Genomic DNA, 17005 nt, shown 5'->3' on the forward strand with positions numbered 1-17005 from the left:
AGGAGTCCATCATGAATGAATCAGTACCCCTTGAAGACTTCTCGGCACTCGACGACTGGCTGCCTGAAGTACCGCAATGGCAGCCGTACAGGCCGCAAGCAACACGCGAACGTCAGGCAGTGGAGTTGGCGCAATAAGCAACAGACTTAATGTTTCAACGCTTCGTTACCGCGAACTATCGGGTCCGCGGTAACGAAGTAGGACTCAGTCAACTGAGTACATGGTCGCAGTCGGAAGCGATCATGTACTTGGCCTCAATCATCCGCAAGCGCCTACTTCACCGCACGCCGTACAGAAGTCGCAGCCATCCTTGCGGATCATCGCATTAGCGCCGCAAGTGGGGCACTTACGGCCTGGGATTGGCAGCAGCGCGTGCGGGTTGGCTGCATCTGCGCTGTTTTCCACGACTGCCGTGATGTCGTCATCGGTAGAATCGAATGACGCTGATACAGCGCCAGCCTGCGTATTCTCATGCCGACGTTGCGCAAGCACGCGCGATGGCACCTGGCCACCCTCGATATCGAGGAAGCCACGTCGATACAGAATCTGCTGGATCGCATACGCAAGCGCCGCAACTTCGGAGTCGTGCCAGCGCGGCGCCTTATGCCCATCGAGACGCTCGACGTCGCCAAGACGCACCTGCCCACGATCCCACGACACCTTGCGCATATCCTGCAAATTACGCGCGACAAACCCACCTCGCGCTGCCAGCGACAACGAGCGCATGGTCGCCGTGATCCACTGCTGCGATTCGTCGCGTTGACCCGTCGGAATGAAGAACTCGATGGGCCGCTCGATGGTGACATCCTCCCCGCCCAGCCGCCCCGTGATCTCCATGAACGACACCGCCACATAAAGCGACTTCTTGCCGGCCTGCGTGAGGTACTCCACCTTCTCGATAATCGCCGGCAACTCGCCCCGTGGGCGATGATCGACGGCAATCCGCAACGGATCCAGCTCAACGTCAGCATCTGCAGCGTCCGAGGGATCGGATGCAACCATGGCAGGCGTCTCGGGCGTCACGGACAACACCGCTCCCAGCGTCTCGTTCGGACGGTAGGTGGCGAGCCCCTTCAGGCCCCGGCGCCATGCATCGAAGTAGAGATCCTTGAATGCATCGAACGGATAATCGGCTGGCACATTCACCGTCTTCGAGATCGATGTATCGACGAAAGGCTGCACCGCCGCCATCATTTCCAGATGATCGTTCGCGGACATATCGAGCGCGCTCACGAAGTAATCCGGCAGCGCCTTTATGTCCCCACCCAGCTCGCGATACAGCCGGTACGCATGATCCTCCACCACGAACGATTGCCGGCTGCCGTCGGCCATGCGCTTGTTGCGCTGATAGGTCCATGAGAACGCTGGTTCGATTCCATTCGACGCATTGTCAGCAAACGCGAGGCTCACGGTGCCGGTCGGCGCAATCGAGAGCAGGTGGCTGTTGCGAATGCCGTCGCGATGAATCTCCGCCTTGATGTCATCCGGCAAGCGAGACGCAAAAGTGCCTGTTTCAAGGTACTTTTTCGCATCGAAGAGCGGGAACGCCCCCCGCTCCCGAGCCAGTTCCACCGACGCGCGATACGCCTCGTCGCGCATGGTCCGCGCCACGCGTGCCGCAAAGTCGCGGCCTTCCTGCGAGTTGTAGCGCACGCCCAGCATGACGAGCGTGTCGCCTAGTCCGGTAAAACCCACGCCAATACGCCGCTTTGCCTGCGCTTCCTTATCTTGCTCCGGCAACGGCCAGAGCGTCACGTCCAGCACGTCATCGAGAAAACGAACTTGCGTGCGCGTGCTTTTCGCCAGGCCGTCCCAGTCGAATACAGGCGTGCCTCCGTGACGCTGCGCGAAGGGTTCACGCACGAATCGCGTCAGGTTCAACGGTCCAAGGTTGCAGCAGCCATACGCGGGCAACGGCTGCTCGCCGCAAGGATTCGTCGCGCGAATCGTCTCCACGGCACGCAGATTGTTGTCGTCGTTCATGCGCGATACGAACACCACGCCCGGTTCCGCGACGTCATAGGTCGAGCGCATGATCGTGTCCCACACTTCCCGTGCACGCACTTCGCGATAGACCCACAAACCGTCGTCGCGCTGCCGTGCATCCGCTGATGCCTTGAACGCGGGCGACGGTTCCGCGCGATGCACGAGTTCCCACGGGGCGTCGTCGGCGACTGCCTGCATGAACTCGTCCGTCACCGCGACCGATACGTTGAAGTTGTTCCAGCGCCCTTTAACATGCTTGGCCGCGATAAATTCGAGCAGGTCCGGATGCGAGCAATCGAGAATGCCCATCTGCGCACCGCGCCGCGAGCCTGCGCTTTCAACGGTCCTGCATGACGCGTCGAAGACATCCATGTAACTGCACGGACCCGACGCCGACGACCCGGTGGAATGCACGCGCGCCCCCTTCGGGCGGATCGCGGAAAAGTTGTAACCCACGCCGCCGCCGCGCCGCATGGTTTCGGCCGCCTGCAACAGCGCGACGTAGATGCCCGGCAAACCGTTCTCGTCGACGCCCTGGATGGCGTCGCCCACGGGCTGCACGAAGCAGTTGATGAGCGTTGCCTGGATCCCGGTGCCGGCCGCGCTCATGATGCGGCCGGCGCCCAGCGCACCCCGCTGGAAATTCTCGAAGAACTCCGTCTCGACCTGCTTGCGCCGCGCCTCGGGTTCCGCGAGCGCCACGCCTCGCGCGACCCGGCGGTAAATGTCCTCGATGCGCGTTTCGTCACCCTTCGCATACTTTTCCAGCATCACGTCGATGGAAAATTGCTGCGGTGAAACGGTGATCTTCAAGTCGTCTTCAGCCATGTCAGTCCTCGTAGCCAGCGGTTTGCTGCGTTGCATCGGAGCGGCGAAAGCGCCCTCGCCCAGTGTTTCAAACCTGAAGTTTGCACTTTTTCCGAGCTGACCGACATAGCCGGTTGTGGGCGGCGGCTACTCGGTGTTTGCCGCGTCCGCTGGTACCCTCTGCACTGTGCTCGCGATCAATCTCGCCGAGCGGTGCTATTCATGGAAGCAATGACACGCGCCAACATTCAAGAAAGGACGGGGTAACGACATGACAGAAGCAGCGGCGAAGCTGCGCATCTTCGGGATTTGCGGGCGTTCGGGACAGGGTAAGACGACGTTGATCGAGGCGCTCCTGCCTTGGTTCCACGCACGCGGTTGGGTAGTGAACGTGGTGAAGCACAGTCATCATTCCATCGATCTCGAACCGCCGGGCAAGGACAGCGCGCGTTATCGCGCGGCGGGCGCGGGCGAGGTATTGATCGCCTCGCCGTATCGTTACGCCATCGTGCGCGAACTGCACGATGCGCCCGAACCACCGTTAGCCGATCTTGTCGCACGGCTTACGCCCTCCGACCTGACGCTGGTGGAAGGCTTCACGCGCGAAGTGTTGCCGCGCATCGAGGTCGTGCGTCCTGGCGTGGGTAAAGACCCGCTGTATCGAACCGATACAGCAATCCTTGCCATCGCCACCGACGACGCACCGGGCCTTCATGACGTACCCGCCATACCGCTTCTGCCACTGGCGAACATTGACTGTATCGGCGAGTTCATCTGCAAAGCCGTCGGGCTCTCTCTGTTAAACGCCGACAAGCCAGATATTTAACGCCGGCCGCGCTCGCTCGCGATCTGAACGACTAGCGCACGTCCGAGCCAATCAACTCGCGATACACATCCGCGTATCGCAAAGCCGACGCTTCCCAGCCGAAGTCCTGCGTCATCGCGCGGCGCTCGACGGCTTTCCATTCCAGCCGCCGCTGCTTCAACGCGAACGCTCGGCGAATGGCCGCGACGATTGATGGCCGGTCGAATTTCTCGAAGACGAAACCGGTGGCGAGATCATCCGCGAGATTCTCCAGCGATGTATCCACCACGGTATCGGCAAGACCTCCCACGCAATGAACGAGCGGCAGCGACCCATACGCCAGTGCGTACAACTGCGTCAGGCCGCACGGTTCGAAACGCGACGGCACCATCACAACGTCGCTGCCTGCAATAATCGAATGTGAAAGCGTTTCGTCGAATCCCAGCTCGACCGCGACCGCGTGCGGATGCGCCAGCGCGGCTTTCTTAAGGCCGCTTTCCAGCGCCGGATCGCCTGTACCGAGCACAACCAGCTGACCGCCACGCTGGACGATATCGGGAATAGCCGACAACAACAGGTCGATCCCCTTCTGCTCGGTCAGCCGGCTCACCACGCCAAACAGCAACGCATCCGGCTCACGCGCGAGGCCGACGCGTTCCTGCAACGCGGCTTTGCACTTCGCTTTTCCGGTCAACTTCTCAATCGAATATTGCGTGTCGATGGCGGTATCCGTCTCCGGGTTCCACACCGTCTTATCGACGCCGTTGAGAATCCCGCTGATGTCGTGCGTGCGGTGGCGCAGCAAACCATCGAGCCCCGCGCCTTGCGCGTGCGTCTGAATCTCGCGTGCGTAGGTCGGGCTCACGGTCGTGATGCGGTCTGCATAGAACAACCCGGCTTTAAGAAACGAGAGATGACCGTAAAACTCGACGCCATTGACGGAGAAAAAATCCGCCGGTAGTTGAAGCACACTAAATTCCGACGCGGGAAACACGCCTTGATAAGCGAGGTTATGGACCGTCATGACCGACGGCACGCGCGCGACGCCCTCCCGCTCGCGCGCCCGCAGATACGCCGGCGCGAGCCCTGCGTGCCAGTCGTGCGCATGCAGGACGTGAGGTTTCCATGCAGGATCGGCACCCGTCGCAAGACGCGCCGCCGCCCAGCCGAGTAGCGCGAAACGCCGGTCGCTGTCGGCATATTGAGTATGTGAGGCGTCGAGATACGGATTGCCCGGCCGGTCATAAAACGCATCGGCGCGCACCATGTAGACCACGATTCCGTGCGGCTCCAGCACGCCCCGCTCGAGCCGCACGTTGTCTATACCAAACGCCCAGCCGAGGTCGGCCACCGGCTCGATCTGCTTCAGGCCGGCAACGACGGAAGGAAACGCCGGCAGGATCACGCGGGCATTGGTGCCCAGTTGCGTCTGGGCCGGCGGCAATGCGCCCACGACATCGGCGAGGCCGCCGGTTTTCAAAAGCGGATACATCTCCGCTGCAACATGCAGCACGCATACGGTCATCGGTTCCCCATTGGCTTGTTCCGGTGGTCCGGATTATGACTGCTTGGCTTGTCCGAGACGTGTCAATGCATCCTGTGTCACGAGCACCACGCCATTTTCAGTGCGGAAAAAGCGCTCGGCATCGTAATCGGGGTCCTCGCCAATGACCAGTCCCTCCGGCAACGTGCAACCCCGGTCGATCACCACACGCTTCAGCCGGCAACTCGGCCCGACCGTGACCTGCGGCAACAGCACGGCTTCGTTGATGTGACAGAACGAATGCACCCGCACCGCCGATGAAAACACCGAACGCGCGACTTGCGAGCCTGAGATCACGCAGCCGCCGCAGACGAGCAGATTGTTGATCGCGCCCTGCTGCCCGTGCAGATCACGCACGAACTTGCCCGGCGGCAACTGCTCCTGATTGGTCCAGATCGGCCACTTGCGGTCGTAGAGATCGAGCGCCGGAATGGTCGATGCCAGGTCCAGGTTCGCCGACCAGTACGCGTCGACGGTGCCCACGTCGCGCCAATACGGCGGTGCGTTCGGATCGGTTTCGGAGGTCACGCACGACATCCCGAACGGATGCGCGATCGCCCGGCCGCTGGTCACCACGCGCGGCAGGATGTCCTTGCCGAAGTCGTGATCTGTATCGGACAACGCAATATTCTCTTCGAGCAGTTGATACAGATATTTCGCGCTGAACACATAGATGCCCATGCTCGCGAGCGCGACGTCGGGCTTGCCCGGCATGGCCGGTGGATCGTCAGGCTTTTCCAGGAAGGCGGTCACGCGGCGCTGCGCGTCGACGTGCATCACGCCAAACGCGGTGGCTTCCATGCGCGGCACCTCGATACACCCGACCGTGCAATCCGCGCCGCTCTCGACGTGGTCGAGGACCATGCGCGTGTAGTCCTGCTTGTAGATGTGGTCGCCAGCCAGCACGATGATGTACTCGGGGCCGATCGAGCGAATGATGTCGAGATTCTGGAACACAGCATCTGCCGTTCCGCGATACCAGCTTGAGTCCACACGTTGCTGAGCCGGCCAGATATCGATGAACTCGTTGAACTCGCCGCGCAGGAAACCCCAGCCGCGCTGCAAATGACGCAAGAGCGAATGTGCCTTGTATTGCGTGACGACCGCGATACGCCGGATGCCCGAATTCAGGCAATTCGACAAGGCGAAGTCCACGATGCGGTATTTGCCACCAAAGTGCACTGCTGGTTTGACGCGCTTGTTCGTGAGCGGCCCAAGGCGAGTACCCCGGCCGCCCGCGAGAACGATAGCCAGCGTGTTCTTCTGCAGATCCGTACGACTTCCTGTCAGCGTCTCCATACCGACCTCCTGTTTTGCGGCCTGTCTCTGGCCTGTTTCTAGCTTGTTCCAGCTGTTTATCGGTGCTTGCTGGCGAATGATTCAAAGTGCTGTGGCTGTTTTCTCCAGAAGATTTAAACGACGATCGATTGAGCTTGTTGGGATGATTTTGCTGCAAAGGTGAATAGTTCGCACCTGCTTTTCGGAAATTGACAAACAGGGCCGTCAATATCGCTCTGTAATCCGATGGATTTGGCTTGAACTGTTGGTCGGCGATGCGGCAGCGCGTAAGGGTTGAGCAATCCTCATGCCAAGTGGATTTCGCTCCCGTTCGGGATTTATAGGAGGGTTCTTTCGGCGCGAGCGAAAATCACGGCACAATGATGTCCGGCATGTCTAACATGCATGCAATTTCGTGCGCGGCCCCGGCCGCCGTCCTGCACCCGGCGAAAACCATCATGAACAACGTCCTCAGCATCCAGTCACACGTGGTCTTCGGCCACGCAGGCAACAGCGCAGCCGTTTTCCCAATGCGTCGCATGGGCATCAACGTCTGGCCGCTTAACACCGTGCAATTCTCGAATCACACGCAATACGGCCGCTGGACGGGCAGCGTCGCCGACGCTGATGAACTGACGCGGGTGATCGAGGGGATCGGCGCAATCGGCGTTCTGTCGCGCTGCAACGCGATCCTGTCAGGCTATCTCGGCTCGCCCGAGCAAGGCGCCGCGGTGGTGGAAATTGTCAGGATGGTGAAAGCCGTCAATCCGAAAGCGCGCTTTTTCTGCGACCCCGTGATGGGCACCACAAGCGGCTGCAACGTCGAACCCGGTATACAGGAGTTCCTGGTGAGCACCATGCCGGAAATCGCCGACGCCATGACGCCCAATCACATCGAATTGCAAAAGCTGACGGGACGCACCATCGAGACGGTGGACGAAGCGGTCGCCGCGTGCCGGGAGCTGATTGCCCGCGGTCCGAAGGTTGTGCTGGTTAAACATCTGATCGACAAAAACAGCCGCGCCGATACCTTCAACATGCTGGCCGTGACCGAAACCGAAGCGTGGTTCGCGCAGCGGCCGCTGTATCCGTTTGCCCGGCAACCGGTAGGTGTAGGCGACCTGACGAGCGCGATATTCCTCGCGCGCACGCTGCTGGGGGATTCGGTACGCGGCGCGCTCGAACACACGCTTGCCGCAGTGAACGCGGTAGTCCGGACCACCTTCCAGGCCGGGCGCTACGAGCTTGAAATCGTCGCGTCGCAGGACGAGATCGCGTATCCGACAGAACGTTTTCCGGCGCTCGGGGTCGATTCCGAGTAAGGCGCCACGTCCACTTTCGAGCGGGACCGGCACTTGCTGTTCCCGATGACGTCTCCGGCCCGGCCAGCCCCACGCAGGTGCATCACGAGCAGGCGCAACGCATTAACGGCGGCGCGCGCGGCGCGCTTCGCATCCAACCAGAGACCGTTATGAATCCAGTACTCGAAGGTCAGGTAGCGCTTGTCACCGGCGGCAGTTCGGGCATCGGTTACGGCGTGGCACAAGCACTCGCCGACGTCGGCGCAAGCGTCGCCATCAACTACCACTCGCATGGCGAAGCCGCTGAAGAGCTTGCCGCGAGCATCCAAAAAACCGGCGGCCAGGCCATCGCGATCCAGGCCGACGTCTCCGACGAAGCCGATATCGACGTCATGTTCGACACGCTGATCAAGCGCTTCGGGACGGTGGATATCGTGGTCGCGAATTCCGGCTTGCAGAAGGATTCGAAGTTCGTCGACATGACGCTCGCCGACTGGAACGCCGTGATGAACGTGAACCTCACCGGCCAGTTCCTCACCGCTCAACGTGCCGTCCGCGAATTTCTCCGACGTGGCCCGCGACCGGTATCGAAGGCGCTCGGCAAGATCATCTGCATGAGCTCGGTGCACGAAGTCATCCCGTGGGGCGGACACGTCAACTATGCGTCGTCGAAGGGCGGCATCCAGATGATGATGAAATCGCTCGCGCAGGAAGTCGCGCCACACCGGATTCGCGTCAACTCGATCGCGCCGGGCGCAATCCGCACGCCGATCAACAAAGCGGCGTGGGACAGCCCCGAGGCGTTGAAGACGCTGCTCGAACTCGTGCCCTATGGCCGGATTGGCGAGAGCGAAGATATCGGCCGAGCTGCGGTCTGGCTGGCCTCGGACGATAGCGACTATGTGGTCGGCACAACCTTGTTCGTGGACGGCGGCATGACGCTGTATCCGGGCTTTGCGGACAACGGCTAGAGCCCCCGCAAGCTTGAGCGTATCGCCCAAACAGCGCCCGACTTGCCTGACGCAGTAGGTTGCTGACCAGCACTCGCAATCAGAGAACCAACGTAAAAAGCCCGCTCGCGCAAACGCTCGAACGGGCTTTTTATTGCTGCGAGAACCTGAATAACGCTACCGCTTACATCGCATACTGGAGCGCGAGATCGAATCCCAGCACCACCATTGAGCAGAAGATGCCCAGTAGCAAGTTACCAGCACGATGCGCAACGTCATGATGTTTCGTCAGCATGGCAGCGGCCATGAACGCGATTTCAACCACGATCTGCATGGCAAACACGGCTAGCATCAGCGCGAACTCATACCCCATCGAACTGAAGTCCGAGAAGTTGAAACCACGCACGGCCACCCATGAACCTACGCGCCATAACTCATACGCCAGCAACACCAACGGGAACAGGTAACTGAACACGTAGGTCGGCATTGTGGCGTGCCGCAATTCCATGTGAAAGTGACGAGATGTTTGCATCTGGCTCTCCTTGATCCTGGCTATTTGCCGCCAGCATTTCGCTGGCCTTAATGACTAAAGCGGCTTCGCTGACTTCGTCATCTGCTTACTAATTAAGACGAAGACAAGAACGTCGTGCTTTGAGAATAGGCCAAAATCAGGAGAAGCGAATCATCGTATTCCCTGTGTGCTTGATTGGCATGGCGGAGCGGCATGCCATGTTGCAATGCAGCTTAACAGCTCACATAAAAGCGGGTCACAAGAACGCGCGACCGTTCGTTTTAATCAGGCATCCTCTCGACCGTATAGCTTGATAATGGCGGAGAAGTCCAACCCGCCCAAGCCCTGCATGCTCATGGTCTGATAAAGCTGTTGCGCGAGCGCGCCAAGCAAAATGGGCTGCTTGACTTGACGCGCTGCATCAACGGCCAGGCCGAGATCCTTCAACATGAGATCCGCCCCGAAACCCCCGGTATACCCGCGGGACGACGGTGCATTTGGCAAAACGTTGGGGTAGGGATTATACGTATCGGCGCTCCAGCAACGTCCCGTCGATGTGTTGATGACGCCGGCAAGCGTGTTCGGATCAATCCCGAGCGATGTGCCGAGTTTCATCGCTTCCGCCACGCCGATCATCGAAATGCCAAGCAGCAGGTTGTTGCAGATTTTCGCGATCTGACCCGTCCCCGTTTCGCCGCAATGAACCATGTTCTTGCCCATGCCGGCGAGCACGGGTTTGAGCGTTTCGAACAGCGCTGCATCGGCGCCGACCATGAACGTCAGCGTGCCCGCCTGCGCGCCGCCCGTGCCGCCGGATACGGGGGCATCGGCAAACGGGTTGCCCTGCTTTAACGCGCTCTCGCCGATCAATCGCGCGGTCGCCGGATCGATCGTACTGCTGTCGATCAGCGGCACCCCCGGACGAACGCCGGCGAGCACGCCATCGGCGTTCAAATAGACCGCCTTGACGTGCGCGGCGGCGGGCAGCATGGTGATCACCACCTCGCTCGTCTGAGCCACCTCACGGGGCGATGCCGCGGTCCGCGCGCCCGCATCGACAGCCGCCTGCAACGCCTTCTCCGATAAATCGAACACCGTCAGCGAATGCCCCGCCTTCAGCAAGTTGGCGGCCATGGGTCCGCCCATGTTGCCCAGTCCGATAAAGCCGATTTCCATTGCTTGTCTCCTTTTTTATTTCACCGGGCAACCGGCTTAGCGCAGCGAGATAGTAGTGTTCACGCCGTCGTTGACGGTGGCGTCGTCGAACCAGCGCGAGGTGACCGTTTTCGTTTGCGTATAGAACTGCACGACCTGTTTGCCGTACGGCCCCAGATCGCCAAGCTTCGAGCCCCGTGAGCCGGTAAAGCTGAAATACGGCACAGGCACGGGGATGGGGATATTGATGCCGACCTGACCGACATCGATCTCGCTCTGGAACTTACGCGCGGCCGCCCCGCTTTGCGTGAACAAGCCCACGCCGTTACCCATCGGATTGCGGTTGACCAGGGCGATGGCATCGTCGAGCGTCGCTGCTTCGAGCACGCAGATCACCGGGCCGAAAATCTCCTGCTTGTAGACGGTCATGTCGGTGGTGACGCCTGAGAAGACCGTCGGGCCAATGAAGTTGCCCTTCTCATAACCCTTCACTTGCACGTTGCGGCCATCCAGCGACAAGGTCGCGCCTTCGCTCACGCCCTTTTCGATCAACCCGAGAATCCGCTCTTTGGCTGCACGTGAGACAACCGGACCCACATCCGTATTGGCCTCCGTACCGCCGTTCACGGTCAAGCCGCGCGCCCGCTCGACCAGCTCGGGCAACCAGTCCTTCGATGCCCCCACGAACACCACCACCGACGTCGCCATGCAGCGCTGCCCCGCCGCGCCAAAACCGGCGCCGGCAAGTGCGTTCAACGTCTGTTCGCGGTTTGCATCGGGTAGCACGACAGCGTGATTCTTCGCGCCCATCATGGCTTGCACGCGCTTGCCGTGCTGGCTGCCGAGGTTGTACACGTGCGTGCCCACATGGGTCGATCCGACGAATGAAATCGCCTTGATGTCGGGATGCGTGCAGATGGCGTCGACCACGTCCTTGCCGCCGTGCACGACGTTCAGCACGCCCGCGGGAATGCCCGCCTCGAGCGCCAGTTCAACCAGTTCCATGGTCGACAGCGGATCTTGCTCCGACGGCTTCAACACGAACGTATTGCCGCAGACGATCGCCATCGGGAACATCCAGAGCGGGATCATCGCGGGGAAGTTGAACGGCGTGATGCCGGCGCAGACGCCTATCGGCTGGCGCAGGGTGTACGTGTCCACACCGCCCGCCACGTTCTCCGAGAATTCGCCTTGCTGCAACGTGCCGATCGAACACGCATGCTCGACCACTTCCAGCCCGCGGAAGATATCGCCTTCGGCATCGGGCAGCGTCTTGCCCTGCTCGGCGGTCAGCGTCTGCGCGATGCGTTTCATGTTCTGGCGCACCAGATCCTGGAATCTCAGCATGATGCGCATGCGCGTTCCGAGCGGCGTCAGGCGCCATGTCTGGAACGCTTTTACAGCCGACGCCACGGCGGCATCGACTTCTTCTTTCGTCGCGAACGGTACGCGGCCGACTAACTCCTGGGTCGCGGGATTCACGATGTCGCGCCACTCCTTTGTCGTCGATTCCACGAACTTGCCATCGATCAGCAATTTGGCCGTACGCACGCCGGCGTTGGATTGAACGGCCAGCGCCGGACGGTCAGCAGCGGTATTCATGAGAGAGGCTCCTTGAAAACGAGAACGTTCCTGGCAGGAACGAGATGCAGAGACGCGGACGCACGCAGATACCGCGCAAGTCGCAAAGGGGAATTGTTGTCTCCGGATTATTTGAATGTTGTCGGCTCATCAATCGCAAAGATCACGCAGCGAGTCCACATCGTTCAGTATAGTTATGCAAATCTCTACGAAGTATCGATACAAATACCCATCCAATATGCAAAAAAGCACGGCTCCGGGCATCAGCAACCTCAACTGGGACGACCTCCGGTACTTCCTGGAAGTCGCGCGAACCCAGCGTGCAAGCGGCGCGGCGAAACGTCTGGGAGTCGATTACACGACTGTCGCGCGCCGCGTGCGGGCGCTCGAAGACGCGCTGGGCACCCTGCTCTTCGACAAATCCCGCAGCGGCGGTTTCATCCTGACCGCCGAAGGACAGCGCCTGCTCGCGTATGTGGACGCCATGGAGACCACGGTTCAGTCGGCGACCGAGCACATCGCGAATTCGGGACACGCGCTGTCAGGACACGTGCGCGTGGGATCGACCGAAGGTTTCGGCTGCTTCTTTCTCGCCCCCCAACTCGCGCGCTTCCAGGACGCGCACAGGCAGATTTCGATCGACTTGTTGCCGGTTCCGCACTTCGTCAGCTTGTCCAAACGCGAGGCCGATATCGCGGTGACGCTGGAGCGTCCGGAACACGGCCAGACCGTGTACACCAAACTCTGCGATTACCGCTTGCGGCTCTACGCCACGCGAGACTATCTCGACCAGCACGAACCGGTGCGCACAGTGGAAGACCTGACCACGCATCGCTTTGCGAGTTATATCGACGACCTCGCCTTCAGCTACGAACTGCTGTATCTCGAACGCGCTGTTCCCGGCGCTGTATCGCGCTGGCGCAGCACGAGTGTGATCGCTCAATATCACGCCGCGCTGCAGGGGCGCTCGCTTGCGATCCTGCCGTGTTTCATCGCTGCGCAGGACCCTCGCCTCGTACCCGTTCTCCCCGATGACATCGTCGTCACGCGCGCGTTTTATCTGTCCTGCCGCGAAGATTTGCGCAAATTGAAACGCATCACGGCGGTGTGGGACTTCCTGCGCACAGTGGCTGAAATGAACCGTCCGCTGCTGATGGGCGAGAGCCGCGAGATGCTGTGGAGCGAAACGCCGAAGCCTTGAATTTCGCGTTTGTTCAGCTCCCCTTATATATGAGATACGGATTTGCGTAACGGGTGCATGATCGTCCGCCCATAAGGCTTTCCGCCGTAGCCCTGCTGCGGCGTTTTCACATGGACGTGATCTTTATCCATCTCATTTTCAGTACTCGCAGATACACCGGCTACTCGCCGCCAGCGCGCCCTTTCTTGCCCGCGCGTTTGCCGCGCCCGGTGCACTGATGGCGTTCGTCATCTGGTCACGGCGGACCGTGTCGCATCAGCGTGTGCGTTTTGTCGAAGCGGGCACTGTCCGCACGATGGTGATCGTCGCCGTGATCGCGATGATCCTGGCTGCGCTCGCACTCGGCATGGCGATCGGCGCCGCGATGGGCAACACGCACGCCGCCGAAGAGAAAGCGCAAACGGAGCGGCGCTCCTACGAGATCGACGAGCTCGGCAAGATCAGCGCGACGCTCACGCATATCGAGCCGCGCGTGGTGGAACTCGTGTCGCAAGTGAACGAACTTCAGGACTTCGAAGCACAGTTGAAGGCGTCGCGGCGTGCCGCCGAGCGGCCTGATATCCACATTGTTCCGCCGCTGCCCGAGAACGACGACGAATCGCCGCTCGATAGCGCCTCGGGCGGTCCGTCCCTACCACCCCGGCTCTGCGACGCACAGCGTGCCGCGCAAACCGGTTCCGCGCCCCAACGCCTGAAACACACGCAAAGCGCGCTGGATTGTCTCGATGCAACCCTCGGCAAATTCGACGACGCCGTGCTCGCGCACTACGCGTCGTACATGGCGTTTCCGGGCCGCCAGCCGCAGCCCGGCGCGCGTTTCGGCTCGCCCTTCGGCAACCGCATCGACCCGTTCAACCAGCACCTGAATTTTCATCCGGGCGTGGATCTCGTCGCGCCGACCGGTACGACAATCTTCGCGAGCGCCGGTGGCCGCGTGGTGCAGGTGGGACCGCACGGCGGTTACGGTAATGCCATCGACATCCAGCACAGCACCGGCGTGATTACGCGCTATGGGCATACATCGAAGATGTTCGTGAAGGTGGGCGACGTCATCATGCCGGGCCAGAAGATCGCCGAGGTCGGATCGACCGGACGGTCGACCGGGCCGCATTTGCACTTCGAGGTGATCATCGACGGCACGCAGGTCAATCCCGCACCGTATCTGGCGCTCTTCAAGCTGAAATCCAATGCCGCAAGCTGATCGAAACCGGCCGACGCACCGTCTCACGCGCCGCACCTATTCCCTGACCTCGCGACGCGGTCCGACCTGGCCCACGCTCGTGCTCGGCACGATCGCCGCGGCCGGATTCGCGCTTGTCACGTCTCGCGACAACAGCAAGAAAGCCGACGCCTTGTGCGCACCGCCCATGTCCGAACGCGATATCCGTGAACAGCTCGCGAAGGCGCGCATCGCGCTCGACCATGAAGTCGCGACACGGCTTGTGATGGAGCAGCAAGCGTCCGAGAGTCTGGCGGAGATTCATCGGATGCGTACCGACCTGACGTTCCTCAAACGTCAGCGCGATAAATCCAACTAACGCGGACCTAGAACAAACCTATTCGCCGGCACATCTCGCTACTCACGCCGGCATCGACTTTGCAATCCAGACCAGAAGGGGTCTTCCCATGTTCAAGAAAAAATCTCCTGGCGTCAGTCAAGCCAAGCTAGCTACGCTGATCGCTCACGACGTGCAGATAGCAGGCAATCTCGAATTCAGCGACGGCCTGCGCATGGACGGCCACGTAAAGGGCAACGTAACCGGTCGTGCGGGCGAGCAAACGCTGCTCGTCGTCAGCGACCAGGGGTCGATCACGGGCAACGTCAATGCATGCGACATTGTGATCAACGGGACCATCAACGGCGACGTAACGGTGGAACACTTCGTCGAATTGCAGTCGAATGCGCACGTGAACGGCAACTTCTATTACCAGCAGCTGCGCATGGACGTGGGGGCGTCGGTGGAGGGGAAACTCACGAAACGCGACAACACGACGGTACAGGCAGAGATGCCGCGGCTCAGTTCCGAACTGACTTCGGACTACACGCACAGCGAGACGTGACCAGCGCGGTAGCGGCGCAGCAAGACGGGAGACTCGCACTGGAGGCCATCGGCGCCAGGCAGATCCGCTAAGATTCACGGCAAGCCCGGCCATGCCTCCGTCACGCGCTGACCGTCCTCGCGAAAGGCGGCATGCGCCGGTTCCGTCACCGTGTGCAAGGGCAGGAATCTATGCTGGTCAATTGTGCGGCTTACCAGAAGGGCCGCAAGCTCGCCGACGTCGCTATCGACGACATTTCCGCCTATCGCGACGTCCCCGACTGCTTCGTCTGGGTCGCGCTCAAAGAACCCGGACCCGGCGAGCTCGCGCATATGTCGCATCAGTTCGGACTGCATGAACTGGCCGTGGAAGACGCTCAGAACGGCCATCAGCGTCCGAAGATCGAGGAATACACGGACTCGCTGTTTTGCGTGCTCCACACCGTGGAACTCGATGCCGACAACGAACTGGTGGTCGGCGAAATCGACGTGTTTGTGGGCAGCAATTACGTGCTGTCGGTCCGCAACCGGACGAGCCAGGGGTTTCAGGACGTGCGTACCCGCTGCGAACGCGAGCCGCATTTGCTGGAACACGGTCCAGGATTCGTGATGTATGCGCTGATCGACAACGTAGTGGACCGCTATTTCCCCATTCTGGAGGCGCTCGGCGCGGAACTCGAGGAACTCGAGGAGCGCATTTTCGAGCGCAACGGGTCGGCGGCGTCTCGGGTGATTATCGAGGATCTGTATTCCCTGAAGCGCCGCATGGTGCTGCTGCAGCATCACACCGCGCCGTTGCTGGAAGCGGTCAGCAAGCTGTATGGCGGGCGGGCGCCGGGCATTTGCGCCGGCATGCAGGACTATTTCCGCGATGTCTACGACCACCTGCTGCGCATCGTCAAAACGATCGAGGGTCGCCGCGAAATGATCGTGACCGCGATCCAGGTCAATCTGGGCCTGATTTCTCTGGCGGAAAGCGAGGTGACCAAACGGCTCGGCTCCTTCGCCGCGCTGTTCGCCGTGCCCACCATGATCGCGGGGATCTACGGCATGAACTTCCGCCGCATCCCGGAACTGGACTGGATCTATGGCTATCCGGCGTGCATCGGCGTGATGCTCCTGGTGGACATTTGCCTTTACTGGCGGTTCCGCAAGGCAGGATGGCTATGATGGTTATAATAGAAGCTTCGATGCCGCTGGAAAGCGGTTGGATGACGGAAAACGATTCGACGGAAGCCGCTGCAACCGTCGACGGACATGTCAGCATTGCAGCATCGAGAGGCGGGGCCTCCGGCGACAGCGGAACTTTTTTCTGATTTGCTGTCTAATCTTACATAGTGCGCTTTTTGGCGCAGCGTGTTCGCCACGGCAACAGCGATCCACCCAACATTTCAGCGCAACTCTCCGGCTGAATGTCATCGCCCCGGCAGTGTGGGCTCCGCAAACGGTCGCGGCCCTACATTCGTCTTCAAAGTTTAAACAGCAGCGACGTCGACGGTTGCTTGTTTCCAGGCGTTATACCGCGCATGGTTGCACGGGTAATGCATGGGCAGCGCACGTGTTACCGCGACGTTCTTCAACACCTAAAGCCCAGCGAGCGGCTGCGCCCCGTGTGCGCCGCGCGCCATTTTTTGCTCGTATCGCCTGTCGACCGCACGTGCCAAAGGGGCTCGGACCGGTCGCCGGTGTGGTTTTTAAGGTATCGGCCGCCTCATTTCGATGCCTGAGCGGGCGTAATACAGGAATTCAGGAAACATGAAAGAACTGGTCAAGCCGCTTAAGACGTACAAGGGTTATGAAATCCATCCGTTGATCTACCCCCGTGGCGCACGCGACGGCGGCGCCGCA

At 60.7% G+C, this 17005-nt stretch carries 15 protein-coding genes; 9 read left to right on the top strand and 6 right to left on the bottom strand.

The genetic code is table 11. The features are described 5' to 3' along the window. Positions 1-11 precede the first annotated feature (11 nt). Positions 12-137 (top strand): hypothetical protein, encoded by a 126-nt coding sequence (locus EOS_RS48730; protein ID WP_268760312.1) that lies wholly within the window; start codon positions 12-14, stop codon positions 135-137. Between the two features lie 121 nt (positions 138-258). Here the strand turns inward: EOS_RS48730 and EOS_RS11400 are convergent, their stop codons facing one another. Then, positions 259-2814, bottom strand: a complete 2556-nt coding sequence (locus EOS_RS11400; RefSeq protein ID WP_047846742.1) for an adenosylcobalamin-dependent ribonucleoside-diphosphate reductase — start codon at positions 2812-2814, stop codon at positions 259-261. 250 nt (positions 2815-3064) lie between these two features. Between EOS_RS11400 and mobB the strand changes: the two genes are divergently transcribed. Then, positions 3065-3619 (top strand): molybdopterin-guanine dinucleotide biosynthesis protein B, encoded by a 555-nt coding sequence (mobB, locus tag EOS_RS11405; protein ID WP_047846743.1) that lies wholly within the window; start codon positions 3065-3067, stop codon positions 3617-3619. Positions 3620-3650: 31 nt separating this feature from the next. Here mobB and glgA read toward each other — a convergent pair whose 3' ends face one another. Together glgA and glgC are read right to left on the bottom strand one after the other, a co-directional pair. Beyond that, on the bottom strand, positions 3651-5123 hold the full coding sequence (gene glgA / locus EOS_RS11410; protein ID WP_047846744.1) for a glycogen synthase GlgA: 1473 nt from the start codon (positions 5121-5123) through the stop codon (positions 3651-3653). Positions 5124-5156: 33 nt separating this feature from the next. Next, positions 5157-6440, bottom strand: a complete 1284-nt coding sequence (glgC, locus tag EOS_RS11415) for a glucose-1-phosphate adenylyltransferase (RefSeq protein ID WP_047846745.1) — start codon at positions 6438-6440, stop codon at positions 5157-5159. A gap of 437 nt (positions 6441-6877) precedes the next feature. Here glgC and pdxY point away from each other — a divergent pair, with 437 nt between their 5' ends. Beyond that, a complete protein-coding gene (pdxY, locus tag EOS_RS11420) occupies positions 6878-7741 on the top strand; it encodes a pyridoxal kinase PdxY (RefSeq protein WP_047846759.1) in 864 nt (287 codons plus the stop codon). A gap of 149 nt (positions 7742-7890) precedes the next feature. After that, positions 7891-8691, top strand: a complete 801-nt coding sequence (locus EOS_RS11425; protein WP_047846760.1) for an SDR family oxidoreductase — start codon at positions 7891-7893, stop codon at positions 8689-8691. Positions 8692-8854: 163 nt separating this feature from the next. On the opposite strand, the gene EOS_RS11430 is transcribed toward EOS_RS11425, so the two are convergent. The 3 genes from EOS_RS11430 to EOS_RS11440 form a co-directional block, all read right to left on the bottom strand. Further along, positions 8855-9202 carry a hypothetical protein gene (locus tag EOS_RS11430; RefSeq protein WP_047846746.1) on the bottom strand — a complete coding sequence of 116 codons (348 nt, stop codon included), beginning with the start codon at positions 9200-9202 and terminating at the stop codon, positions 8855-8857. A gap of 264 nt (positions 9203-9466) precedes the next feature. Continuing rightward, a complete protein-coding gene (mmsB, locus tag EOS_RS11435; RefSeq protein ID WP_047846747.1) occupies positions 9467-10357 on the bottom strand; it encodes a 3-hydroxyisobutyrate dehydrogenase in 891 nt (296 codons plus the stop codon). A gap of 36 nt (positions 10358-10393) precedes the next feature. Further along, positions 10394-11938, bottom strand: coding sequence for a CoA-acylating methylmalonate-semialdehyde dehydrogenase (locus tag EOS_RS11440; RefSeq protein ID WP_047846748.1), 1545 nt, complete (start codon positions 11936-11938; stop codon positions 10394-10396). Between the two features lie 217 nt (positions 11939-12155). Between EOS_RS11440 and EOS_RS11445 the strand changes: the two genes are divergently transcribed. The 5 genes from EOS_RS11445 (at position 12156) to corA (ending at position 16327) form a co-directional block, all read left to right on the top strand. Further along, a complete protein-coding gene (locus EOS_RS11445) occupies positions 12156-13118 on the top strand; it encodes a LysR family transcriptional regulator (protein WP_047846749.1) in 963 nt (320 codons plus the stop codon). Positions 13119-13335: 217 nt separating this feature from the next. Further along, positions 13336-14319, top strand: a complete 984-nt coding sequence (locus tag EOS_RS11450) for a M23 family metallopeptidase (RefSeq protein WP_047846750.1) — start codon at positions 13336-13338, stop codon at positions 14317-14319. After that, a complete protein-coding gene (locus EOS_RS11455; protein ID WP_047846751.1) occupies positions 14306-14656 on the top strand; it encodes a hypothetical protein in 351 nt (116 codons plus the stop codon). The genes EOS_RS11450 and EOS_RS11455 overlap by 14 nt, the downstream gene beginning before the upstream one ends. An 88-nt stretch (positions 14657-14744) precedes the next feature. Then, positions 14745-15179 carry a bactofilin family protein gene (locus EOS_RS11460; RefSeq protein WP_047846752.1) on the top strand — a complete coding sequence of 145 codons (435 nt, stop codon included), beginning with the start codon at positions 14745-14747 and terminating at the stop codon, positions 15177-15179. Positions 15180-15349: 170 nt separating this feature from the next. Next, the gene (corA, locus tag EOS_RS11465; protein WP_047846753.1) at positions 15350-16327 is read left to right on the top strand and encodes a magnesium/cobalt transporter CorA; all 978 of its coding nucleotides are present in this window, start codon (positions 15350-15352) and stop codon (positions 16325-16327) included. Positions 16328-17005: the final 678 nt, after the last annotated feature.

It is taken from the genome of Caballeronia mineralivorans PML1(12) (assembly GCF_001028175.1).
Classification (GTDB): Bacteria; Pseudomonadota; Gammaproteobacteria; order Burkholderiales; family Burkholderiaceae; genus Caballeronia; species Caballeronia mineralivorans.